This is a genomic window from Priestia sp. 53B2 (genome assembly GCF_056099005.1).
On sequence record NZ_JBLZXA010000020.1, the window covers coordinates 256,223 to 279,420 of the forward strand.

The following is a 23,198-nucleotide window of genomic DNA, read 5'->3' on the forward strand; positions in this document are numbered from 1 at the left end:
TATGGTATTTCCTTACGAACTCGTTATAATAATTTTTTGTATATAAACAAAAACACTTCTTTCCTGCGAAAGAAGTGTTTTTTTTGCGTAAAGGAAGGTGTCATACATGGAGAAAACAATTGATTTGCTTGTCAAACAGGTAGAGGAGCGCAAAGGGGAGCTAATCCAATTATTAACAACGCTTGTTTCATATAAAACGCCGGCGCCTCCTGCACGAAATTCTCATGAAGCGCAGCGCTACGTAGCGGATTTCCTTAAAAACTGCGGTTTTTCCATCGATATGTGGGACTTATATTCTAACGATCCCATCGTAGTAGGTACGTTAAAAGGGAAAAAATCAGCTGACTATCAAAGCTTGATTATTAACGGGCATATGGATGTTGCTGAGGTACAAGAAAATGAAAAGTGGGAGACAAATCCGTTTGAAGCTGTGGTAAAAGACAACATGATAATCGGACGCGGAGTTTCTGATATGAAAGGCGGCATGGCAGGAGCATTATTTGCAGTGCAGCTTTTAACGGAAGCAGGCATTGAACTGCCGGGAGACTTGATTTTTGAATCCGTTGTAGGAGAAGAAGTTGGAGAGGCAGGTACGCTGCAATGCTGTCAGAAAGGATATACTGCTGACTTTGCGCTCGTTGCCGATACGAGTGATTTACATATTCAAGGTCAAGGCGGAGTGATCACAGGATGGATTACGATAAAAAGCAGCAAAACCTATCATGACGGTACACGCCGAAGTATGATTCATGCTGGAGGAGGGCTGTTAGCTGCGAGTGCTATTGAGAAGATGGCAAAAGTGATCGGAGGGCTGCAAGAATTAGAGCGCCACTGGGCTGTTACAAAAAGCTATCCAGGATTTTTGCCGGGGACAAATACGATTAATCCAGCAGTAATCGAAGGCGGAAGGCATGCTGCGTTTATTGCAGATGAATGCAGGCTGTGGATCACCGTTCACTATTATCCCAATGAATCATACGACCAAGTATCAAAAGAAGTGGAAGAATACATTTTATCTATTGCAAAAGCAGATCCATGGTTAAAAGATAATCTGCCAACCTTTGAATGGGGAGGCACATCAATGATTGAAGACAGAGGAGAAATCTTCCCGTCATTAGAAATTGATGAAAATCATGCTGCAGTACAGCTGCTTGCACATACTCATGAACAAATTGAAGGGAAAAAGCCTCCAATTGATGTGTCAACTAGCGTAACAGACGGGGGATGGCTAGCTGATGCTGGAATTCCGGCAGCTATTTATGGTCCAGGAAATTTAGCAAATGCACATGCTGTGAACGAACAATTAGATGTCAATCAGCTTATTCAATATACAAAAGTGATGGTGCAGTTCATTTATACGTGGCTGCATACGCATAAGGAGTGATCATCATGAAATTTAGTGAACGATTATATGAAAAGCTGCAGCCGATTTGGCGCCAAAATCATAATCATCCCTTTGTAGAGGGAATGGGAGACGGAACGCTTGAAAAGGAGAAGTTTCGCTTTTATATGATTCAAGATTATCTTTACCTAATTGATTATGCTAAATTATTTGCGATTGGAGCCATGAAAGCTACCGATGTTCAAACGATGGGGAAATTTGCAGCCCTTTTAGATTCTACATTAAACGAAGAAATGAGCCTGCACCGTGAGTATGCCAAGAAATTTGAAATCAGCGAAAAAGAATTAGAAAAAGCGCAGCCATCTCCTACAACGCTTGCATACACACACTATATGCTGCACGTTGGTCAAAGCGGAACATTGGCTGAATTAGTGGCGGCTCTTTTGCCTTGTATGTGGAGCTACTGGGAAATAGGAAAAGAACTCAGTGAAAAGCCTGGAGCTAACAATGAGTTTTATCGTGAGTGGATTGAAATGTACAGCTCAGAAGAATTTGGAGAACTAGCGACGTGGTGTATCAACTTATTTGACTCACTTACTGAAGACAAATCAGAAGCAGAGTTAGAAAAGCTCGAAGAAATTTTCTTAAATACAACGCGTTTTGAGTACATGTTCTGGGATATGGCTTATAACGAAGCGATGTGGCCAATTCATGAATAAGTCTGTGTTATCTTTTCAAAACGTCAGTTTTACGTACAAAAACGGTGATCAAGCGATTGTAACATCATTAAACTTAGACGTGAAAGAAGGCGAGTTTGTCAGTATCGTTGGAGCAAGCGGATCTGGAAAAAGTACGTTGTTTCGTCTTATCACAGGTCTTGAACAGCAGAGTGAAGGCGATATCGTGATTAACGGACAGTCTTATGAAAAGCGGCTTGGAAAAGTAGGCTACATGCCGCAGCAAGATTTGCTTCTTCCGTGGCGCACGATTTTAGACAATGCAGCGCTGCCGCTTGAGCTTCACAATGTGTCAAAAGCAAGTGCTCATAGGCAAGTATCTCAGCTGCTCGAAGAGTTTGGGTTAAAAGGGTATGAAAACCGTTTTCCAAGTGATTTATCCGGTGGGATGAAGCAGCGTGTTTCTTTTCTGCGAACGGTATTAAGCGGTTCTAACGTGCTGCTTTTAGATGAGCCTTTCAGTGCGCTTGATGCCATTACGCGTTTGTCGATGCAAGAATGGCTGCTTGAACAATGGCAAAAGCGTAAGCACACCATCTTATTTATCACTCATGACGTAAACGAAGCGCTTTTTCTGTCAGATCGTATTTTTATCTTTTCAGACAAGCCGGTAAGTCATCTTGAAGAGATTCAAGTGCCGCTTAGCAGACCTCGAACGCAAAAAGATTTGAATCAACAGCGTGTGCTTGACGTGAAAGAGTATTTAATTGAACAGCTTAGATCGAAGGTGAACACATGAAAAAGTACGGAGCTTCAGTGATATTAGTAGTCATTTTACTGGCTGCTTGGGAAATTGGAGCACGCATTGTAAACTATCCGTTTATCTTACCAACGCCCACCGGTATTTTAGCGAAGCTTTGGGATTTGCGAATGGATTTATTGTTTAAGCATTTGCCAGCTACGTTATCTATTGTCGTAATTGGGCTGGTTATATCCGTTGTGCTAGGGATTCTGCTGGCCGTATGGATGAATTGGAGTCCGCTTATTGAGCGTGCTTTCTATCCGCTTATTATTGCGTCGCAAATGATTCCGACCATTGCCATTGCTCCTGTATTTGTTCTCTGGTTTGGCTACTCCATTTGGAGCAAAGTGATTGTGACCGTATTAATTACGTTTTTTCCCATTACTGTTAGCACGTTTGATGGGCTTCGTTCCACAAACAAAGAGTTAAAAGAACTCATGCTAACGATGGGAGCAACAAAAAAAGATATTTTCTTTAAGTTGAACATTCCTTCTGCACTGCCTCATTTTTATTCAGGGCTCAAAGTAGCGGTTACCTTTAGTATAATAGGTGCTGCCATTGGGGAGTGGTTAGGTGCACAAGCAGGCTTAGGATATTTCAGCCGGCGCATGATGACACAGTTTGATGCAGCTGGTGTATTTGCACCAATTGTGATTTTATCCGCGCTTGGTATTTTATTCTTTATTATTGTAGTAGGTTTCGAAAAACGTTCATTAAAGTGGAGGAAAACAGAATGAAAAAATGGTTTGTAATTGGCTTAAGCCTGATGCTTGTTATGATGCTCGCTGCTTGCGGTCAGGACAAGGAAAATAAAGCTGGTGACAGTGAAAAATTAAAAGATGTTACAATTATGCTTGATTGGTACCCGAATGCAGTGCACAGCTTCATTTACGCTGCACAAGAAAAAGGATATTTTAAAAAAGAAGGGCTGAATGTAAAAGTACAGTTTCCTGCTAATCCAACAGACTCGCTTAATTTAGCAGCTGCGGGGAAAGTTACGCTTGGCCTTTATTATCAGCCTGATGTAGCAATGGCACGAGCAAATGAAGATGTGCCGGTAAAGTCGGTAGGAGCGATTGTAAGGTCTCCGTTAAACCGAGTTGTGGCGCTCAAAGATAGCGGTATTAAGCGTCCTAAAGATTTAGAAGGAAAAGTAGTAGGATACAGCGGAACACCATTAAGTGAATCTGTTCTCAAGAAAATGGTGAAAAGCGATGGAGGAGATCCGAATAAGGTAAAACTAGTAGACGTAGGATTTGAGTTAAATTCGTCGCTGATTAGCAAAAAAGTAGATGCCGTAATAGGTGCATATATTAACCATGAAGTACCACTACTTCATAAAAAAGGATATAAAACGGTTGACATTGATCCTTCAGATTACGGCGTGCCATCTTATTACGAGCTAGTGGCAGTTACTGGGGATCAAACGTGGGCAAAAGATTCTGATACGATTAAAGCGTTTTGGCGTGCCGCGACAAAAGGGTATGAATACACGGAGAAACATCCAAAAGAATCACTTCAAATTTTGTTAGATAATCAAGATAAATCAAACTTCCCTCTTGAAAAAGACGTGGAAACAAAAAGTTTAAATATTTTACTTCCGAAAATGAAGTCTGAACAAGGATTTGGCAGTCAAACGAAAGAATCATGGCAGTCAAATGTGGACTGGTTAAAAGAGTCAGGATTAATTAAGAAAAAGCCAAATGTAGATGAAATGTTTGAGAATATCGCAGAATCTAAGTAAATAACTTAAGACAAATAAAAAAAACCTTCTTATACTGAACGTAACTTTCTGAACGAGAAAGTGAAAAGGTAAAGAAGGTTTTTTTATGGCTTTTACGATGGTAGATAAGGAAACATGTATTGCTTGCGGAGCATGTGTAGGGAGCGCACCAGATCTTTATGATTATGATTCAGAAGGTCTTGCTTATGCAGTGTTAGATAACAACGAAGGAACAAAAGAAGTTCCTGAACATCAGCAAGATGAGATGAGGGAAGCGTATGAAGGATGCCCAACAGAATTCATTAAAGTCGCAGAGCAGCCGTTTTATGGAGATGCAACAAAATTCGAATAGGGCTTTTAAAAAAAGTTAACGATAAAGTACATTAGGTTATGACATAAGTGAATATTTGATTATATAGAAAATTCCAAAATAAGAAGAGGGTTGAGACATAACCAAATGAATTTAACTTAAAGACGAACAAATGGGATACATGAGCTGAACCGCTTATTACACCGCAGTTGATTTCCGTGCAAGGCTTCGCTTTCCGCGGGCGGCCGATGAGCCTCCTCGTCGCTTGCGCTCCTGCGGGGTCTCATCTGTTCCGCTTTTCCCGCAGGAGTCTTCGTCTTGCCCTCCAATCAACTGCTAGAAGAAACGAAACAGATGAAACTATATTCACCGTCACAAAAAAACGAACCACGAATCAAACATATTGATTAATGGTTCGTTTTTCACTTGGACTAAAAAGCTTTTGTCCCAGCCTCTTTTTTTATTCTAAATTTGCGTGCTTTCCGTACATTGTATGGGTATCAAGTTCTTTCTTCTCCATGAAGCGAAGAATCAGCGCATCGTAAAAGAGAAGAAGCGTTTGTTCAAACAGTGACGCCATAGGCTGCACTGTTTGATAACTGCTTTGTTCTTGATCCTTCGGAGCACCAGGCAGCTTCACGATAAAGTCAGCCAGCTTGCCAAGCGTGGAGTCGGGAGAAATTGTGACTACTCCAACTTTTCCTCCAAGTTCTTTTGCTTTTTGAGCGATAGGAATCAAGCTCTTCGTCTCGCCAGAACCTGATCCGATGATTAATAAATCATCCTGCGTGAAAGTGGACGTCACGGTTTCTCCAATGACATAAGCATCAATGCCCATATGCATCATACGCATAGCAAACGACTTGCCCATAAGACCTGAACGGCCTGCTCCTGTAACAAACACTTTTTTAGATGAGATGATGCCATTTACAAGCTGCTCCGCTTCATCGTCAGCGATTAGAGCCGTTGTTTGTAAAAGCTCATTCATAACCGTTTTTAAATGTTCGCTCGTCTGCATAGAAAGCTCCTTAATTTGTAATAAGCTCTTTCATTTGAGAAGCAACTGATTTTTTATCATCTTGGCTTGTGATTCCTCCGCCAACGATAACAAGATCAGGCTGTGCTTTTACTACTTCAGGTAAAGATTCTAATTTAATGCCGCCAGCAACGGCTGTTTTTGCATTTTTTACAACGCTTTTGATTGTTACTAAATCTTCAAAAGAGTTTTGGCCAACTGCTTGAAGATCGTATCCTGTGTGTACACAGATATAGTCAACGCCAAATTCGTCTAGCTCTTTTGCGCGTCCTTTAATATCTTTTACACCAATCATATCGACTAGAATTTTTTTACCTTGTTTTTTGGCTTCTTCAACTGCACCTTTGATTGACATATCTTCAGCAACACCTAAGATGGTAATGATGTCTGCTCCAGCTTGAGAAGCTTGCTGTACTTCATAGCCAGCTGCATCCATAATTTTTAGGTCAGCTAGTACTTTTAAATTAGGAAATGCTTCTTTAATTTCTTTAACGGCGCGAAGCCCTTCATTGATTACAACGGGCGTACCGATTTCCACGATATCAATATGTTCTTCAACTTCTTTTACTACCTCTTTTGCTTGAGAGATATTAACAAGATCTAATGCTAATTGTAATTCCATTCTACTCCACTCCTTACAGAAATCTATATATACCTTTTGTGCTTTTTTACATAAAAAGCAGCTGGTGTAGTTATTGTACCCGCAGTTTGAGGTTCTTAAAAGTACGCACTTTTCCCACAAATAGTGTGGGGAATGATAGTATACAGAAGTATACTAATGGACATACCAGTCTTGTAACCGCTTAATTGTCATTAAAAATACGGATGATAGTGAGTAACATCATCCGCATAAAAAAATAAAAACTATGGAATAGAAGGAGTAGTTTCCATTATTTAATTAACGTTTCCGCCTTTTGTTCTTGATTGATCAGCACTGTATCACGGTAATTTTTACCCCAATCATACATGGCTGTCAAAATGGGCATTAAACTTTCTCCTTCTTTTGTAAGTGAGTATTCGACTTTAGGTGGTACAACAGGATAAACTTTACGGTTAACAATTAGATCTTCTTCCAGTTCCCGCAGCTGGTTAACCAGCATGCGCGGCGTAATGTCAGGAATAAGCGATTTTAGTTCCCCGAACCGTTTTGTTCCTTCCCGCCCTAAGTGCCATAGTATCAGCATCTTCCATTTTCCACCGATAATAGCAAGCGTTAATTCTTTTTCACAGTTAAATTCCTTATTAAGCTGGCTCAATTGCTTCACCCCTATGACCAATAGTATAAAATTTCTTTTAAAGTACTTCTTATTATACCGGTGCTGACAATCCTTTTACAAAAATCCGGCTTGTATCTTTCCATTAAAAAGTTCAGCTTTTCTTACTATATAGTTATTCTTGACTAGTGAGGCGTAAAAGGTGGCCTTTAGTCATGTTTTTTATTTTTAAGGAATTCAATTGTTTAAATATAAAAAAAGATGGGAAATCACTCAATAACAATGCTAAAGGAGGCAGTAAAAATGGAAAGAAACCGATCTAAATTACAAAACCCTGCTTTAAGCAACAGCGCAGGCATTAATAACGATGTGGGAATCAATAACAATCCACAGACAGCTAATAGCACTGCTGCTGTTAGCGCTGGAAAAAGCTGCAGCAGCAAGCTAGTAAAAGGTGTTGTTGTCGGGGCAGTTGTGGGTGGATGTATAACATTGCTTGATAATAAAACTCGCTCATCTGTTAAAAGAAGAGCCGTTACATTGAAGGACTCTTCTGCAAACATGATTAATCAAGTAAAAGAGAACCCTCAAGAAACAAAAGAAAAAATGGTGCAACAAATGAAAAACGCATCGAATCTTTTAAAAGATGCAATTAATGATGCCAAACATTTGTACGAGCGTGTAAATGAAGATTTCTTTAAGCAAGCAGAAGATGTGAAAAGCGTTACGCATGATGCAAAATCGACGGTAGAAGATGCTAAAAGTGATTTACAGCAAATTGGTGAAAAAGTGAAAGATGCAACTTCTGAAATAAGTAAGGAAAAGATGACGCCAGACGAAAAACCAGAAGCTGAGCGTGAAAGAACATACCAGTCTATTCACTAAAAAGGAGATGTTAACTGTGAGTCAAATGAATGAAGGAACTACAAAAGACATGAATAAAATTGAAGAAACGGCAGATAATTTAGGGACGGAGAAAAAAGAAGCAATTTTGCAGAACTTTGATACGTTTACTGATTATTTAAGTCAAAAAGTTCATGTCGGTAAAAAGCTCGGGTTAAGTGAGGAACAATTAACGGCCGCTACAAAAAAAGTGGCTAGCTATTTAGCTGAAAATGAGGAACCTCGAAACCGAGAAGAAAAAGTCCTTCATGAGTTATGGAAAGTCAGCAGTGAAGAGGAACAGGAAGTCCTTTCTCATCTCATTTTAAAACTAGTTGGGTAACATTAAAAAAGCATCCTATCTATCAGGATGCTTTTTTAATGTATTAAGATGATTGATTTTGAGCCTCTTGAATCGTTTTATCCCACTCAATACCGCAAATCATCCGTTGCACAAGAAGATTGCTGTGCGCAGCTTGCACATTTTCCCTGAGTACTCTTGCGGAAGAATTTTGTCATATGATAAAGGGCATATCCAAATATCAAAACCCCAATTAAAATGTTAATAATCAATATTATTCACTCCTTTTAAGAAAAACCAAGTACTTTTCCAATAGTGTGTACAAGCAAAGCTACGAGATAAGCGACAACCAAAGGATAGGCTACAGCAAATGCTGTCCATTTCAATGAGCCGGTTTCTCGTCGAATAACAGCGACGGTTGCTAGACACGGAACATAAAGAAGAACAAACACCATAAACGTATAGGCTGTTAGAGGTGTAAAGAATGTCTTCATTGTGTCGCCAAGCTGTCCTTCTTGTACTTTATAAATGATGCTCATAGTCGAAACAACCACTTCTTTTGCACGTGCTTCTCCAAAGAGTCTTGGCTTGAGGTACGCGGTAAGGAGGAAGTTCAACAATAAAAGTTGATTGTTCGTCTTTGAGAAGCGTTACTGATAAAATTTTCGTTACAACAAGTGCTAAAATAATGCCAAGCAAGTACATAGAAAACACCACAGCTGCTCCGTTTTGCACAAAAAACGCACCTACAAACAAAGCATATACAGGAAGGCGTGCTGAGCAGCTCATAAATGGATTTACTAAAATGGTCATAAGGCGCTCTTTTCGCTGTTCAATTGTACGCGCGGCCATGATCCCCGGTACGTTACATCCAAAGCTAATAATCATCGGAATAAATGCTTTTCCGTTCAAACCGAAAAATTCCATGATACGATCCATTACTACAGCAATTCGAGCCATGTATCCTGAATCTTCAAGCAGTGAAATGAAAAAGAACAGGACAAAGATTTGTGGTACAAATACTAGTACGCCGCCTACGCCTGCGATGATGCCGTCCACAATTAAATCATGAATAAATGGAGCAGCACCTGCTGCATTTAGAAGAGAATCAGCGCCTTTACTAAGCGTTCCGCCAAAAAAACCGTCCAGTTTATCAGAAAGAGGAACGCCAATTCAAGTAAACGTAATATTAAAAATCAAATACATTAAGCTAAGAAAAATAGGGAGGCCAAGCCACTTATGCGTCACAATTCGATCGATTCGATCTGTGAAGGTTAGAGGTGTTTCACTGCCCTTTACGATACACTCGCTGGAAATGCGCTCGATAAATGCTGTACGCACGTCGAAGAAATGCTCGCTAAGCGGCTTGGTTAATTTTTGTGCAGCTGCTTTTCGAAGCTCAAGCAGCTCTGAGTAACTCGTTTTTTCTTTTAATGTTGATTCAATTACGCTATTTTCAGCTAAAAATTGAATGGCAATCCATCTGCTGACATCCGCTTTTGTTTGAATCATATGAATTGCGTGTTCAGCGGTTTCCCCGTAATTTAGTTGAAATAACGGGGCTTTTAAATCTTGCTTCAAAGTGGAGAGAAGCTCATTAATTCCTTTTCCATTCCGGGCAATAATTGCAGAAACCGGAATATGTAATGATTTGCTAAGCTTCTCCAAATGAAAAGTCAATCCGCGTTTTTCCGCTACATCAATCATATTTAAGCCGATTACTAATGGCTTTCCATACTCCAATGCTTGAATAGTGAGATGCATGCTTCTTTCAAACTGAGAAGCGTCTACAATATTCAGCATACTGTTAAATTCTCCGGTTAACAAAAAGTTAGTTACCACTGCTTCATCTGAAGAAAGAGGAGTAAAATCATACACACCCGGCAAATCAACCAGCTGGCTGTTTTGCTTTTTAATAGACCAAACTTTCTTTTCAACGGTTACACCGCTCCAGTTTCCTACGTATTCATAGGAATCTGTTAATATATTGAATAAAGAAGTTTTTCCTGTGTTTGGATTTCCTAAAAGTGCAATTGTACTCATGCTGTCTCAACCTCAATTTTAGCCGCATCGCGTTTTCGGATGCTAATCATTTGACCTTGACATTCAATAATACAAGGTCCCACTAAGATGTTTTTTTGCTTCATACATAGTTCGCAGCCTTTTTTTACTCCAAAAGAAAGAAGGCGGCGTTCTAATGATCTATCTAAAAATTCAATGTTTTTAACTTTTACTTTGTCGCCAATACTCACGGTAGTTAAATTCATCATTCAGCACTCCTGTTAATGATAATCATTTTCAATTTGTATCTATCTCGATTATACGTAAGGTTCTAAAATCAATCAATCAATGCTTCTAGAGCGTTACAATTAAAAATATATATTTATAACTATATTTTTCAGGTGAAATTATGTACGATTTTAGCAGCAAATTGTCAGGAGGGATGTGAGTGGAGGTAATCATTCGCAAAATGAGAAAAGAAGATATTACGTCTGTTCAATACGTCGCAAAGATGAGCTGGTATGATACATATGAAGGAATTATTCCTAGAAGCGTTCAGAATCGGTTTCTTTCAGAAGCATACTCCAATAAAAGGCTGCTGTGGCGCTTGCGCAATTCGTTCATTTATGTAGCAACTATTGATGAGAAAATCGTAGGATACGCTAACTTTTTCCGACTACAAAACAGAGGGGAAATAGAACTAGGATCTATCTATATACTGCCTGCTTATCAAGGAAAAGGAATCGGTTCGCAATTGTTAGAAAAAGGAATGAAGCGCTCGAAGGAATTAAAAATCGTTTACATTAATGTAGAAAGGGAAAACGGAATAGGCCGTGCTTTTTATCAATCAAAAGGTTTCCAGCTCGTGGATGAATTTGATGATGAATTTGAAGGGCATTTGTTAAAAACGATGCGGATGAAGTTAATGATTTAAGCCTATAGCATGAACGTTATCTTAAAAAAGCTGATTTTGAACTTTCTGTTAAAATCAGCTTTTAATTACAGAATAACGATTGACCTTGTTCTTGTGAATATGGTAACATTAATCAGAACTTAATGACCGAAAATGTTTTTCGGTCAAATAGTCAGGCGAAAGTAAGGATTATTGGAGGCTAAAAAACATGAATATGATTAAAGGAGAATGGAAAAAAATCTTTTCCAAACCAATGACTATTGTTGTGATTTGCGGATTGTTATTTGTTCCATTACTTTATAATGTCATCTTTTTATCTGCTTACTGGGATCCATATGGAAAAACAGATCAAATTCCAGTTGCAGTGGTAAATGAAGATAAAGGTGCTACGTTAGATGGAAAGAAATTGAATGTTGGTCGTGATTTTGTTGATGATTTAAAGAAAAACGATAAATTTGACTGGAAATTTACGAACAAAGAAAAAGCGTTAGAAGGCTTAAAAAATGAGGACTACTATTTAGTGTTGGAAATCCCAAAGAATTTCTCCAAAAATGCAACAACATTAATGGATAAAGATCCTAAAAAAATGAAATTTATCTATCATACAAATGCCGGAAAGAACTATTCAGGCGCTCAAATTAGCTCAAATGCAGTGGCTAAAATCAATGATCAGATTAAAGAAGCAGTCACAAAGCAGTATGCTGAAACGGTATTTGACAGCTTTAAGCAAGTAGCGGACGGTCTTCAAAAAGCAAGTGACGGTGCAGGAGAGCTCGAAAACGGCTCAAAAACGCTGCGAGATAACATGAAGAAATTAGCAGACAGCACGGTTACATTTGAAGACGGTACAGCTAAATTAGCAAACGGATTAACGGATGCACGAAAAGGAGCAACAGATTTAAATGCTGGTACAGCTAAGCTACTAAACGGTGCGGATAAAATTAATGAAAATTTAGGCAGCCTAAACAGCGGTTTAGGGAAGTTGGAAAGTGGAAGCGGACAGCTGTACGGGGCTTCTAAAGAACTAGAAACAGGTGCAGGAAAGCTTAGCACTGGATTAGGACAACTGCAAGACGGAACTGCAAAACTGCAAGGTGCAACACAGCAGCTCAATGAAGGAACAAAAACACTTCAAGGGAAACTACCGCAGTTCACAAGCGGCTTAAATCAAGTGGATGCTGAAGTGAGCAGCGTTACGCAGCAAATTAATCAAGCGGAACAGGAAATTACGCAGATTAAACAGCAGGTCGATTCAAAAAAAGCAGAGTTTGAACAGCAGCAGCAAGCTCTAATTGACAGTATTAACAGCAACGAGTCCATTCCTGATGAGCAAAAACAAACGCTGATTGCAGGAATTAAAAAACTCACGTCTCAGCAGTTTATGGATGAACAGCAGCAAAAAGCAGAGCAGCTAAAAGCAAAAGTAGATAAAGTGCAAGAGTTATCAGCAGCGCTTCAAAAGCTTTCTAAAGGCGGAGAAGACATCCAAAGCGCGATTAATAAAATTGCTGACGGACAAAGTCAGCTGTACAATGGCCAAACAAAATTATATAATGCTCAAACTCAATTATACAACGGTGCTGTTAAACTAGCAGACGGAGAAAAGCAGTTCAACAGCAAATTTGCAGAACTAAACAGCGGTATTGCTGACGCTCATACAGGAGCCGGAAAGCTTGCTGACGGGCAGCAGCAAATTGTGGATGGACTTAAAAAGTCTGAACAAGGAAGCGCAGCGCTAGCTAATGGTTTAACACAGCTTGAAAACGGCGCAACTAAACTAGCAAATGGTTCTAAAGAGTTAACGAATGGTTCATCCAAGTTATATGATGGCTCATCTAAACTATCAGATGGAACAAGCGAACTTCATTCTTCTTTAGCAGACGGTGCAAAAGATGCAAAAGATGTTAAAGCCGATGATAAAACATATAGCATGTTTTCAAATCCAACGGATTTAAAATCGGATAAACAAAACAACGTAGATAAGTACGGTGTTGGGTTAGCTCCATATATCTTATGTATTGGCTTGTTTGCAGGAACGTTAATGTTCTCGGCGGTGTATCCAATGAAAGAGCCATCAATTCGACCGACATCAGGTATTTCGTGGTTCTTAAGTAAGTTTAGTGTCATCACTATTGTAGGTATGCTGCAGGCAGCGATTGCGGTTACGGCTCTTCTATGGGGCTTGCATTTAAACGTAACAAGCATTTGGCACTTCTATATCTTTACCATGATTACAGGTGTGACATTCTTTACACTTATCTTGTTCTTAACAACAGGTTTAGGAAAAGTAGGGCAGTATTTAGCCTTTATTATTCTGCTGCTTCAAATTGGCGGCAGTGCAGGTACATTCCCTAAAGCACTTGTGCCGGAATTCTTCCAAGCGATCAACCCATACTTGCCTATGACCTATGCCATTCGCGGTTTCCGTGAAATCATTTCAATTGGTGATGATTTCGGCTATGTATGGCATCAAGCTGGCGTACTTGGAATCTTTGCAGCAATCTTCATCACTCTTTCATTGATAATGTTTTATATCAATGCCAGAAAAGAGAAGCATCACACAGAGGAAGAGGCAGCAGCATAATTTAGTTAATATAAAAGAGAGTTCCAGTTTAAAAAGGAACTCTCTTTTTCTTTATGATAGTATAGGTTTACGTATAAAAGAGGGGAACGTGAATGCATGCAGCAGCTTACAAAAAATTTGGTATATGAAAGTGATCGTGTGAAAAAGTGGCAGGAAGGCCTGAAAGAATGGGACGGTTCAATATCGGAACGAATGATAAACGACCGAGCTGAAGATGAATTTTGGCAGCAGTATTTAGAAAAAATGTCTTTTGATTCAGAAAATGATCCCGCAGTAAACCAGCTTCAACAAGAACTTCTTGCTTTTTTAAATCCTAGTGACTCTGTTATGGAAATTGGCCCTGGGTGGGGAAATTATACGTTTTCGATTGCTGACTATGTAAGAGAACTTACGTGTATGGATTGTTCGCCAAGCATCATCCGCTACTTGCAAAAACAATCGGGTGATCGCTCTAATCTAACGTTTGTAGAAGGAAAATGGGAGCATGAGAATTTAACGGATACTTATGATGCCGTAGTAGGAATAAACTGTTTTTACCGTATGCATAATATTGTCGATGGTCTCTTAAATATGAATGATTCGGCTAATCGTTTGGCGGTTATCGGCATGTCAACGGGTCCAGAAAAGCCCCATTACATAGAGTTACATAGAAAACTTGGGTATGAGATTAAATGGCGCCGTAAGGAATATATTGACTTATTAAATATTTTATATGAACTGGGTATTTACGCAGATTGTAAACTTGTTCCTATAACCAAAACGGTAACCTATGAGACGTACGAAGATCTCATCAAGAAGAACTCGACAAAGGTGCTTTCTAAAGATATTGACAAGTTAGAAACTGAAAAGATTATTTTACAGCATGTAAAGAAAATAAAGAGCACATATGAATATACGTATCAATATCATATGGCTTTTATTTATTGGAAACCGATAAAAAGAACCCGTTGAGTAAAATCAACGGGTTCTTTTTAGTAGTGATAAAGCTGTAATTTAGAATAAGCAATATTAAAATCGTCGCCGCTTAGAAGAACTTTCAATTCCTGCTTCTTCACGGTATTTAGCTACTGTTCTTCTTGAAATTTGAATTCCTTCGCTGGAAAGAAGAGACATGAGCTTTTGATCTGAAAGAGGTTTTAATTTATTTTCTTCGGCAATTAATGTTTTGATTTTTTCTTTTATAAAGGCAGTAGAATTGCTTTGTTCGCCATCAGTTCGCTCTAAAGAATTGGTGAAAAAGTATTTTAACTCAAACAGCCCGCGTGGCGTTTGAATATACTTTCCATTGGTCGCACGGCTTACCGTTGATTCGTGACAGTCTACTTTTTGCGCAATATCTTTTAAGGTAAGCGGCTTTAGCCCCGAAATACCCATTTCAAAAAAATCTTGCTGATGTTCCACAATGGCTTTGGACACGTTGTAAATCGTGGCATTACGCTGCTCAATACTATTGATTAGCCAAGTAGCTTCATGAATTTTTTCCTGTACGTATCGATCGGTTGTTACGCATGCAGAGTGATGAACCAGCTTTTGGTAGGTACTGTTAATTTCGATGGACGGAAGCAGCTCGCTATGAAGAATAACATGATAGCGGCCGTCAACTTTTTGTACCGTTACATCAGGCGAGATGTACTTCGTAAGCGGGACGTAGAAATCTCCTGCTGGACGAGGATTTAATGTCCGCAAGCAGTCAACAATTTCTTGTACTTCGCGCATCGAAATAGAGTATTTTTTTGAAATGTTCCGATATTTTTTGTTGGCAATATCTTCAATATCGTGTTTTACCACGTCGTATAAAAGAGGAGGCTTTGACTTTTTGGCCTTAATTTGAATAAGCAGTGAATCGACAAAATTTTGAGCGCCCACGCCAATCGGATCAAAGCTTTGTAAAACGTGAATCATATCGTTGACTTCGCTAATTGAAACATTCAGCAGTTCGGCTGCCAATTTTTGCTCAATTGCTAAAAAGCCGTCTTTATTTAAGTTTCCAATTAGAAATTGAACGATGTGTTTTTGGTGTGAGTGTAAATGATTTAGCATAGATAGCTGCTCTAATAAATGACTCTCTAATGTCACAGTTTGATCAGATATATAATTAAACGGATTATACTCGTCATCGGTATAACCTTTTGAATATGAACGCTGTTCTCGAGTATCAAATGAATCTTTTTGCTGAGAGTCGCCAGCAGACAGTTTAATTACAGGATTTTCATTGACTTGCTGATGAAGATAATGAACTAAATCGGCCGTAGAATAATTTAAAATGTTGATAGACTGACGTAATTCAGGTGTCATAGCCAATTTTAATAGTTGTTTTTGGGATAAATCTAAACCTAATTGCATCATTGAATCACCTATCATTCTTGAGTTTTATTTCGACAATTCTGGCTGCATCGTTCGACATCATCATAGCTGAAAATGCGAAAGAATTCTATAGTGTTGTCAGATGTTCTTACACAGGGGCGAATCGCAAGAAAGAGTAGGAGAATAGATAAAACAAAAACGAATAGCTCTTGGCAATAGCTATTCGTTTGTCTTAACAGAGCCGCTAGGAGAACTTAGCTGCAATTTGGGGTGTTTCCCATTCTTCTATCTCCCCATGCGCACATCATATTTAAAATTTCTCGTAAGGTTTCGCCTTCTTCACTGAGTGAGTACTCTACTTTAGGAGGAACTTCATTGTATACTTTTCTATTAACCACACCGTCTTTTTCTAATTCTTTTAGCTGTTGAGATAGCATTTTTTTGGTAATAGCAGGCATAGCTCGCTGGAGTTCACTAAAACGTTTTTCGCCTTCTTTTAATAGGCATAAAATAACGACTTTCCATTTCCCGCCGATTACTTCAAGCGTTGCTTCAACAGGTACATTATAGTGGGGTGCTTTCACCGTTAATCCTCCATTCATAAACAGATATGAAATATGGATATAATAATTTAATATCCATAGACCTAGGTTACCGGGAAGGTACCTGGTTACATGAAAGTGCTGTCTTTTGTAAACAACATGTATTTATTATACTGAAAAAGAACTTTTAATTGAAGGAAGAAATGTAAAAGGGGAGATCTTGATGAAAGCTTTACTGCTAGAAGGCAAAGGGAAAGTAAGTGAGATGAAAGTCGGAAATATCCAAAAGCCGCATCCAGCTAAAGGTGAAATTTTAGTTAAAATTAAAGCTACTGCCCTGAACCCTGTAGATTATAAAACAGGAAACGGCGGTAATCCTAGTTGGACATATCCTCACGTATTAGGACTTGATTCAGCAGCATTAGATGAACTGGCGACTCGTCGAGTAAAAGGGAAAATTGTAGCTGTAATAGATAAATGATAAAACGAAAAAGAGATTGAGACATAATTACATCAATTCAATCTAAAGACAAACAAATGGAGTAAAGGAGCTCGTATCGATCATTTATTACACCGCTGTTGATTTCCGTGCAAGGCTTCGCTTTCCGCGGGCGGCCGATGAGCTTTCTCTTTGCTTGCGCTCCTGCGGGGTCTCATCTGTTCCGCTATTCCCGCAGGAGTCTTCGCCTTGCCCTCCAATCAACAGCTAGAAGCAACTAACTGGATGAACCCTACGTTTACCAGCACAATGAAAAGGTCCGAACGATTACTCGTTCGGACCTTCCTTAAACTAACATACTTTTTATTTTACCTCTTTTAAATCGTAAACTGCTGCGTATAGAGCTTGTGATAAAACCCTTGTTTTTCTAACAGCTCGCGATGATTTCCTTCTTCAATAATTTGTCCGTCTTTTAAGACAAGGATTTGATCTGCATTTTCAATCGTTTTAAGGCGGTGGGCAATCACCAAGCTTGTTTTTCCTTTTAACAGATTACTCATTCCTCGTTGAATATCAATTTCTGTTTTTGTATCAATATTGGAAGTAGCTTCGTCTAAAATTAAAATATCACAGTCAGAAAGCATGGCTCGAGCAATCGATAAAAGCTGCTTTTGACCTTCACTTAAATTTCCTCCGCCAGCTGAAATCACGGTATTGTATTGCTGCGGCAGATGCTTGATAAACGAATGAGCATTGGCCATCTTTGCGGCATTTTTAACTTCTTCGTCGCTGGCATCTAACCGGCCAAATCGAATGTTATCCGCAATCGTACCGGAAAATAAATAGGTATCTTGAAGAACAATGCCGATTCGGTTTCGTAAATCATGGATGTTATAGTCACTGATAGAACGTCCGTCAATTTTAATGTCTCCGTTTGAGATGTCATAAAATCGTGTGAGCAAGTTAATGATTGTTGTTTTACCAGAACCTGTCGGACCGACCAAAGCAACCATTTCACCTTTTTTTGCTGTCAGTGTAACATTTTTTAAAATCATTTTTTCGTCAGTATAGCCAAATGATACGTTCTCAAAAGCAACGTCTCCTGCAAATTTTGTAACAGAAAGAGCGTTTGGCTTGTTTGTGACGTCCGGCTGCTCATCCATAATCGCAAACACGCGCTCTGCGCCGGCAATAGCCGAAAGAATGGTGTTTACTAAGTTTGCCATTTGACTGATTGGGCGAGAGAACTGACGTGAGTAGTTAACGAATGAAGCGATCATCCCGACTGTAACGCTATCTTGAACAGCCATAAATGCTCCCGCTCCAATCACTAGTGCTAAGCCTAAGTTGTTAATAAAGTTTGTGACAGGACCTAAAAAGCCTGAAAATGTTTCCGCTTTTGTTGATGAACTTCTCAGCTGTTCATTTCGTTCATTAAAAACAGTTAAAAAGTCTTTTTCCTTACTAAAAAGCGTAACAACTTCTCCTCCAGAGATTGCTTCTTCTACAAAGCCGTTTAGCTCACCTAAGTCTTTTTGGCGTTTGACAAAATTTTCACTGCTTCGTTTTAATATTTGTCGAACGATTATAACCATCAAGGGAATAACAATCAGCGTGATAATGGCAAGAATCCAGTTGAGCGAGAACATCGCAATAGTAATGCCGACTAAAGACAAAATAGAGGACAGAGCCTGAATAACGCTTTGACTCAGAGCGTTGTTTAGATTATCAATATCATTTGTGACTCTGCTCATTAACTCTCCGTGAGCTCGTTTGTCAAAAAAGCGAAGGGAGAGAGTCTGAAGCTTTGCAAATAAATCTTGTCGAAGCATGCCAATAGTCTTAAACGAAACGTTCACCATTAAATAGGTTTGCAGCCATGTTAACAAAGATGTCGTAATATAAATTCCTGCAAGAATAAGTGACATTCGTATCGTTCCGCTGATATCTTTGGGAATAATATGCTCATCAATAATAACCCCAATTAAATAAGGGCCTAATAAATTAAGCAGGGAAGTCACAATAACTAAGATTATCGCAGCCGCAAGCGGAGGTTTTCGTTTCCCCATATATGACCAGATTCTGTGCAGTGTTTTTTTCGCATTTTTTGGCTTAACTATAGGGCCTTTCATCATTCCTCTAGGGCCGCGAATAGAGCTCATTTGATTTTTACCTTGGTTATTCACTAGGCAACACCTCTTTTCCGCCTTGTGCAAGATAAATGTCGTAATAAAGAGAGCGATAACGAAGCAATTCTTCATGAGTCCCTTGTTCAGCAATTTTGCCTTCATCCATGACGATAATATGGTCAGCGTGGAGAAGAGACGAAATTTTAGAAGCAATAATGATAACGGTCGCATCAGCAAACTCTTCTTTTAAATGTGTTAGTACCTGCGCTTCTGAGACAGCGTCTAATGCCGAAGTTGCATCATCGATGACCAGGATAGCGGGCTTTCTAACAAATGCACGCGCGATTGAAAGACGCTGCTTTTGTCCTCCTGATAAATTGGTTGCTCCTCGCGTTAAAGGATACTCATATCTTTCTGGGAGTTTTTCAATAAAATCCGTTGCGCATGCAAAATCCGCAGCATCTTCAATTTCTGAGGAAGAAGCATGATCTTTTCCCATTCGAATATTCATATCAATCGTGCCGGTAAACAGCGTAGCTTTTTGAGGAATAAACCCAATGGATGAGCGAAGCACTTTTACGTCATAGTCCGTAAGATTTTTTCCATCTACGAAGATTTCGCCGTCATCAGGATCATATAAGCGGGAAATAAGTTTTGCAAGCGTCGACTTTCCGCTTCCAGTAGAGCCGATAATGCCAATGGTTTCCCCGTGTTTAGCAGTAAACGAAATATCTTTTAATACGTTTTCGCCATTTTTACTATAGCTGTATGTAACGTGTTGAAACGATAGATCACCTTTAAGTCTGTTGATTTGAGCAGCAGAGTTTGCTGGAGGGATGTCTATTTTTGTTTTTAAAACAGAATCGATTCGTTCAGCTGAAGGGAATGCGCGTGTAATTTGCATAAGCACCATGCTGCTTGACATAAGTCCGTTTAAAATAATCGTTAAGTAGTTAATAAAAGCTAAAATCACACCTGCTTCAATTTTTCCTGCTTCGACTTGAAGTCCTCCCAGCCATAGAGTAGCTACCATTCCGATATTTACTACAAATAAAATAACGGGCATTAAAAGAGAAATAAGCTGAACAGCACTCATATTAGCTCGCGTCAAGGAACTGTTTGCTTCTTTAAACTGATTGATTTCATACGATTCTCTTACATACGCTTTTACTACACGCATCCCTGATAAATTTTCTTGGACTTTTGTATTTACACGATCAACGCTTTGCTGAACTTTTTTAAAAAGTTTTCCAGCTTTCGTGATCACAAACCAAATGCATAAAAATAAAATAGGGACGACCACGACGATAATAGGAAACAAAGAACGAGCGGTTAATAACACGATCACAATACTTCCTGCAAAAAGTAAAGGACCTCTAACTAATACTTTTAGCGTCATATTCAATGCGTTTTGAACACTCGTTACATCATTTGTCATGACGGTAATTAAGTGACCAGTTCCTAGTTTGTCTCTGTTGCTGTTTGAGAGGTTCTCAATCTTTTCAAAAAGCGATTTCCGAATATCGGTAGAAAAATTTACTGCCGCTTTTGTGCTAAGGATGGCGCAGACGATACCGGCAGCTAAGCCAATGAGTGCTAACATGAGCATAAGGATACTTCGAGTGATAACATATGTTTGATCGTTGTTTGCAATGCCATAATCAATGATATGCTGCATAATAGCAGGCTGAAGAAGGTCAGCTAACACTTCAATTACCATCAATAGCGGGGCAAACAGCGCGAGCCATTTGTAAGGTTTTAAGTAAGGGTACAAAGATTTAATTGTATTCACACATTGTGGCACTCCTTTCTGTAAAAAATATGGTAACATAGAATAAGTTTAGAAGTTTGTTTCAAGCACCATTTATTATACGCCAATGCAAGCAGAAATCCACTTTTTGAGAGGGTCAGGTATGCAATGAATCAAACATTACGAGTACATCATCCGCTTTTTGGATCTTTGTTATATGACTCGGCCTGGGTTGGAGAAAAACAGGTCACTTTTTTTGGACAAAAACAACACGTGTTGCTGACAATTGATGGAGATAAAGAGAAGCCATTTCAAAAACAACAAGAAGAGGCCTTTCAAGCATTTTGGCTTCAAGGTGAATTATTGTTAAAGAGGACGGAAAAAGCTCTTTTTGATTATTATCAACAGGTGCGAGATGAATACAGAACTCAAGTTGAAAAAGATGTTGTAGACTTATTAGTTCCGAATGTAAAAAAGCGAAAAGACATCGGTTTTTTAGTTGAGTGTATTCAAATCTTTGTTCCTGAAGCACCTCATGATACAAGAGAACTTGGTTTGTTTTTTGAGTGTACGTGGGAAGAAGAGCATATGTTAGCTGTAAAATTTAGAAATGAACAAATTTCCGCTATTGGTTTACAAGAAGATTTATTCTAGTAAAAAGCCTTGAAGCAAAGTGCTTCAAGGCTTTTTGGCGTTAATGTTTGACAGGCTCTTCGATTCCCATACCTGTATTTGCTTTTACTAAAATCTCATCAAATTTCTTTTCATCTGCTTTTTTAGACGAAAGAAGTGTTCCTATAAAAGCAGCTAAGAAGCCTAGAGGAATAGAGATAATACCAGGGTTTGTTAGCGTGATGAGCGGTTCACCTACAAAGATAGCAGCTCCCGGCTCAAGTGCCCACACGTTTGGACTAATGGCAACTAAAAACAGTGAGCTGAATAGTCCAACCAGCATGCCAGTGACTGCTCCTGCTGTATTGAAACGTTTCCAAAAAATAGTGAGAAGAATAATTGGTAAGTTAGCGCTCGCTGCTACCGCAAACGCAAGTGCCACTAAAAATGCCACGTTCATGTTTTGAGCAAATAATGCAAGAATAATAGATAGAATGGATACCCCAATAGAAGCCCATCGTGCAGCTACTACCTGTTCTTTTTCAGTAGCAGCTCCTTTACGGAGAATATGACTATAGAAGTCGTGCGCGAATGCTGAAGCTGCTGAGAGCACCAGTCCAGCTACAACAGCTAAAATTGTAGCAAAAGCTACAGCTGAGACGAACGCAAAAAGAAAGTCTCCGCCAAGAACTTGAGCGAGCAGGGGAGCTGCCATATTTCCTGCTGCATTTGCTTTTATAATATCATCGTATCCTACAAATGCAGCAGCACCGAATCCTAAAAAGATTGTCATAATGTAAAAAACGCCAATGATCCACGTTGCATAAATAACAGACTTTCTTGCGGTGATGGCATCTTTTACTGTGAAGAAACGAATAAGGATATGAGGCAGGCCTGCTGTACCAAGAACAAGAGCTAAATTCAACGAAATCATGTCCAGCGGATTTTTGAATTTATTTCCTGGATTTAAAAAGCCGTCACCAAGAGGAGTTGCAGTTTTCATCTCGGAAAACATTTTAGCTAAGCTAAAATCAAATTTTGAAAATACGATAATGGAAATAATGAACGTACCAATCATCAGAAGCAAGGCTTTGACAATCTGCACCCAGCTAGTCGCTGTCATTCCTCCAAATACAACGTAAACCGTCATCAAGACGCCGACAATCAAGACAGAGTACACGTAATCTAGACCAAGTAATAAATGAATTAATGCTCCTGCTCCAACAAGTTGCGCAATCATATAAAAAATGGAAATGGTGATCGTGTTTAACGCAGCAACTCCCCGCACTTTCTTTTCGTTAAAACGAGCTGCTATCATATCTGCCATCGTGTACTTTCCTAAGTTGCGAAGTGGTTCAGCTACAATGTATAACACAACGAGGTAGGCAACTAAAAAGCCGATGCTGTAAAAAAAACCGTCAAAACCAGAAAGCGCTACCATTCCAGCTATGCCTAAAAATGATGCAGCAGACATATAATCTCCGGCAATCGCCATACCGTTTTGCCAGCCGGTTAAACTTCCATCTGCTGTATAAAAGTCACTGGTCGTTTTTGTCCGCTTGGATGCCGCATACGTAATGATTAGCGTAAGACCTACAATGGCTAAAAAAAGTGAAAAAGCTAGTACGTTCATTCAT

General features: G+C 39.2%; 25 protein-coding genes and 1 pseudogene. 13 read left to right on the forward strand and 13 right to left on the reverse strand.

What is annotated here, in order from left to right:
• Nucleotides 1-106: 106 nt before the first annotated feature.
• From ACN6NE_RS15465 to ACN6NE_RS15490, 6 genes are all read left to right on the forward strand, one after another.
• The gene (locus tag ACN6NE_RS15465) at nucleotides 107-1,384 is read left to right on the forward strand and encodes an acetylornithine deacetylase (protein WP_474325849.1); all 1,278 of its coding nucleotides are present in this window, start codon (nucleotides 107-109) and stop codon (nucleotides 1,382-1,384) included.
• A 5-nt stretch (nucleotides 1,385-1,389) separates the two neighbouring features.
• Nucleotides 1,390-2,061, forward strand: a complete 672-nt coding sequence (tenA, locus tag ACN6NE_RS15470) for a thiaminase II (protein WP_129706493.1) — start codon at nucleotides 1,390-1,392, stop codon at nucleotides 2,059-2,061.
• Nucleotides 2,054-2,818, forward strand: coding sequence for an ABC transporter ATP-binding protein (locus ACN6NE_RS15475; RefSeq protein ID WP_474325851.1), 765 nt, complete (start codon nucleotides 2,054-2,056; stop codon nucleotides 2,816-2,818). The genes tenA and ACN6NE_RS15475 overlap by 8 nt, the downstream gene beginning before the upstream one ends.
• A complete protein-coding gene (locus tag ACN6NE_RS15480; RefSeq protein WP_129706498.1) occupies nucleotides 2,815-3,558 on the forward strand; it encodes an ABC transporter permease in 744 nt (247 codons plus the stop codon). The genes ACN6NE_RS15475 and ACN6NE_RS15480 overlap by 4 nt, the downstream gene beginning before the upstream one ends.
• On the forward strand, nucleotides 3,555-4,565 hold the full coding sequence (locus ACN6NE_RS15485) for an ABC transporter substrate-binding protein (protein ID WP_474325852.1): 1,011 nt from the start codon (nucleotides 3,555-3,557) through the stop codon (nucleotides 4,563-4,565). Before ACN6NE_RS15480 ends, ACN6NE_RS15485 begins: the two co-directional genes overlap by 4 nt.
• An 85-nt stretch (nucleotides 4,566-4,650) precedes the next feature.
• Nucleotides 4,651-4,896 carry a ferredoxin gene (locus tag ACN6NE_RS15490; protein ID WP_474325854.1) on the forward strand — a complete coding sequence of 82 codons (246 nt, stop codon included), beginning with the start codon at nucleotides 4,651-4,653 and terminating at the stop codon, nucleotides 4,894-4,896.
• Between the two features lie 156 nt (nucleotides 4,897-5,052).
• Here ACN6NE_RS15490 and ACN6NE_RS15495 read toward each other — a convergent pair whose 3' ends face one another.
• The 4 genes from ACN6NE_RS15495 to hxlR form a co-directional block, all read right to left on the reverse strand.
• Complete coding sequence (locus ACN6NE_RS15495) at nucleotides 5,053-5,187, reverse strand: hypothetical protein (protein ID WP_255323478.1); 135 nt, start codon at nucleotides 5,185-5,187, stop codon at nucleotides 5,053-5,055.
• A 127-nt stretch (nucleotides 5,188-5,314) separates the two neighbouring features.
• A complete protein-coding gene (hxlB, locus tag ACN6NE_RS15500; protein ID WP_013055598.1) occupies nucleotides 5,315-5,872 on the reverse strand; it encodes a 6-phospho-3-hexuloisomerase in 558 nt (185 codons plus the stop codon).
• A gap of 10 nt (nucleotides 5,873-5,882) precedes the next feature.
• Entirely contained in the window at nucleotides 5,883-6,512 is a 630-nt protein-coding gene (gene hxlA / locus ACN6NE_RS15505) for a 3-hexulose-6-phosphate synthase (protein ID WP_013055599.1), read from the reverse strand.
• A gap of 268 nt (nucleotides 6,513-6,780) precedes the next feature.
• On the reverse strand, nucleotides 6,781-7,146 hold the full coding sequence (hxlR, locus tag ACN6NE_RS15510; RefSeq protein ID WP_013055600.1) for a transcriptional activator HxlR: 366 nt from the start codon (nucleotides 7,144-7,146) through the stop codon (nucleotides 6,781-6,783).
• A 261-nt stretch (nucleotides 7,147-7,407) separates the two neighbouring features.
• On the opposite strand from hxlR, the gene ACN6NE_RS15515 reads away from it, so the two are divergent.
• Both ACN6NE_RS15515 and ACN6NE_RS15520 read left to right on the forward strand, forming a co-directional pair.
• Nucleotides 7,408-7,989, forward strand: a complete 582-nt coding sequence (locus tag ACN6NE_RS15515) for a hypothetical protein (protein WP_129706502.1) — start codon at nucleotides 7,408-7,410, stop codon at nucleotides 7,987-7,989.
• 16 nt (nucleotides 7,990-8,005) lie between these two features.
• On the forward strand, nucleotides 8,006-8,329 hold the full coding sequence (locus tag ACN6NE_RS15520) for a DUF3243 family protein (protein ID WP_474325856.1): 324 nt from the start codon (nucleotides 8,006-8,008) through the stop codon (nucleotides 8,327-8,329).
• Nucleotides 8,330-8,415: 86 nt separating this feature from the next.
• Here the strand turns inward: ACN6NE_RS15520 and ACN6NE_RS15525 are convergent, their stop codons facing one another.
• The 3 genes and pseudogenes from ACN6NE_RS15525 to ACN6NE_RS15535 all read right to left on the reverse strand — a co-directional run bounded on the left by ACN6NE_RS15525 (nucleotide 8,416) and on the right by ACN6NE_RS15535 (nucleotide 10,557).
• Nucleotides 8,416-8,505, reverse strand: a complete 90-nt coding sequence (locus ACN6NE_RS15525) for a hypothetical protein (protein ID WP_240702606.1) — start codon at nucleotides 8,503-8,505, stop codon at nucleotides 8,416-8,418.
• Nucleotides 8,506-8,574: 69 nt separating this feature from the next.
• A pseudogene (feoB, locus tag ACN6NE_RS15530) lies at nucleotides 8,575-10,330 on the reverse strand (ferrous iron transport protein B).
• On the reverse strand, nucleotides 10,327-10,557 hold the full coding sequence (locus ACN6NE_RS15535) for a FeoA family protein (protein WP_129706506.1): 231 nt from the start codon (nucleotides 10,555-10,557) through the stop codon (nucleotides 10,327-10,329). Before ACN6NE_RS15535 ends, feoB begins: the two are co-directional and overlap by 4 nt.
• A gap of 179 nt (nucleotides 10,558-10,736) precedes the next feature.
• Here ACN6NE_RS15535 and ACN6NE_RS15540 point away from each other — a divergent pair, with 179 nt between their 5' ends.
• From ACN6NE_RS15540 to ACN6NE_RS15550, 3 genes are all read left to right on the forward strand, one after another.
• Entirely contained in the window at nucleotides 10,737-11,222 is a 486-nt protein-coding gene (locus ACN6NE_RS15540; RefSeq protein ID WP_078081507.1) for a GNAT family N-acetyltransferase, read from the forward strand.
• A gap of 187 nt (nucleotides 11,223-11,409) precedes the next feature.
• On the forward strand, nucleotides 11,410-13,785 hold the full coding sequence (locus tag ACN6NE_RS15545; RefSeq protein ID WP_474325858.1) for a YhgE/Pip family protein: 2,376 nt from the start codon (nucleotides 11,410-11,412) through the stop codon (nucleotides 13,783-13,785).
• Between the two features lie 96 nt (nucleotides 13,786-13,881).
• Nucleotides 13,882-14,736 (forward strand): class I SAM-dependent methyltransferase, encoded by an 855-nt coding sequence (locus ACN6NE_RS15550; RefSeq protein WP_474325859.1) that lies wholly within the window; start codon nucleotides 13,882-13,884, stop codon nucleotides 14,734-14,736.
• Nucleotides 14,737-14,793: 57 nt separating this feature from the next.
• On the opposite strand, the gene rpoN is transcribed toward ACN6NE_RS15550, so the two are convergent.
• Nucleotides 14,794-16,131 carry an RNA polymerase factor sigma-54 gene (gene rpoN, locus ACN6NE_RS15555; RefSeq protein WP_474325861.1) on the reverse strand — a complete coding sequence of 446 codons (1,338 nt, stop codon included), beginning with the start codon at nucleotides 16,129-16,131 and terminating at the stop codon, nucleotides 14,794-14,796.
• 212 nt (nucleotides 16,132-16,343) lie between these two features.
• Nucleotides 16,344-16,691: a winged helix-turn-helix transcriptional regulator gene (locus ACN6NE_RS15560; RefSeq protein WP_034668472.1), complete on the reverse strand. Its 348-nt coding sequence runs from the start codon at nucleotides 16,689-16,691 to the stop codon at nucleotides 16,344-16,346.
• Nucleotides 16,692-16,854: 163 nt separating this feature from the next.
• Between ACN6NE_RS15560 and ACN6NE_RS15565 the strand changes: the two genes are divergently transcribed.
• Nucleotides 16,855-17,112 (forward strand): alcohol dehydrogenase catalytic domain-containing protein, encoded by a 258-nt coding sequence (locus ACN6NE_RS15565; protein ID WP_240702595.1) that lies wholly within the window; start codon nucleotides 16,855-16,857, stop codon nucleotides 17,110-17,112.
• A gap of 87 nt (nucleotides 17,113-17,199) precedes the next feature.
• On the opposite strand, the gene ACN6NE_RS15570 is transcribed toward ACN6NE_RS15565, so the two are convergent.
• The 3 genes from ACN6NE_RS15570 to ACN6NE_RS15580 form a co-directional block, all read right to left on the reverse strand.
• Complete coding sequence (locus ACN6NE_RS15570) at nucleotides 17,200-17,334, reverse strand: hypothetical protein (protein WP_276319774.1); 135 nt, start codon at nucleotides 17,332-17,334, stop codon at nucleotides 17,200-17,202.
• Nucleotides 17,335-17,447: 113 nt separating this feature from the next.
• Nucleotides 17,448-19,232: an ABC transporter ATP-binding protein gene (locus ACN6NE_RS15575; protein ID WP_474326629.1), complete on the reverse strand. Its 1,785-nt coding sequence runs from the start codon at nucleotides 19,230-19,232 to the stop codon at nucleotides 17,448-17,450.
• Between the two features lie 16 nt (nucleotides 19,233-19,248).
• Entirely contained in the window at nucleotides 19,249-20,991 is a 1,743-nt protein-coding gene (locus tag ACN6NE_RS15580; RefSeq protein WP_474325864.1) for an ABC transporter ATP-binding protein, read from the reverse strand.
• 126 nt (nucleotides 20,992-21,117) lie between these two features.
• Between ACN6NE_RS15580 and ACN6NE_RS15585 the strand changes: the two genes are divergently transcribed.
• Nucleotides 21,118-21,603 carry a DUF6985 domain-containing protein gene (locus ACN6NE_RS15585; protein ID WP_474325866.1) on the forward strand — a complete coding sequence of 162 codons (486 nt, stop codon included), beginning with the start codon at nucleotides 21,118-21,120 and terminating at the stop codon, nucleotides 21,601-21,603.
• Between the two features lie 40 nt (nucleotides 21,604-21,643).
• Here ACN6NE_RS15585 and ACN6NE_RS15590 read toward each other — a convergent pair whose 3' ends face one another.
• Nucleotides 21,644-23,194 carry a solute symporter family protein gene (locus ACN6NE_RS15590; RefSeq protein ID WP_129706518.1) on the reverse strand — a complete coding sequence of 517 codons (1,551 nt, stop codon included), beginning with the start codon at nucleotides 23,192-23,194 and terminating at the stop codon, nucleotides 21,644-21,646.
• Nucleotides 23,195-23,198 lie beyond the last annotated feature (4 nt).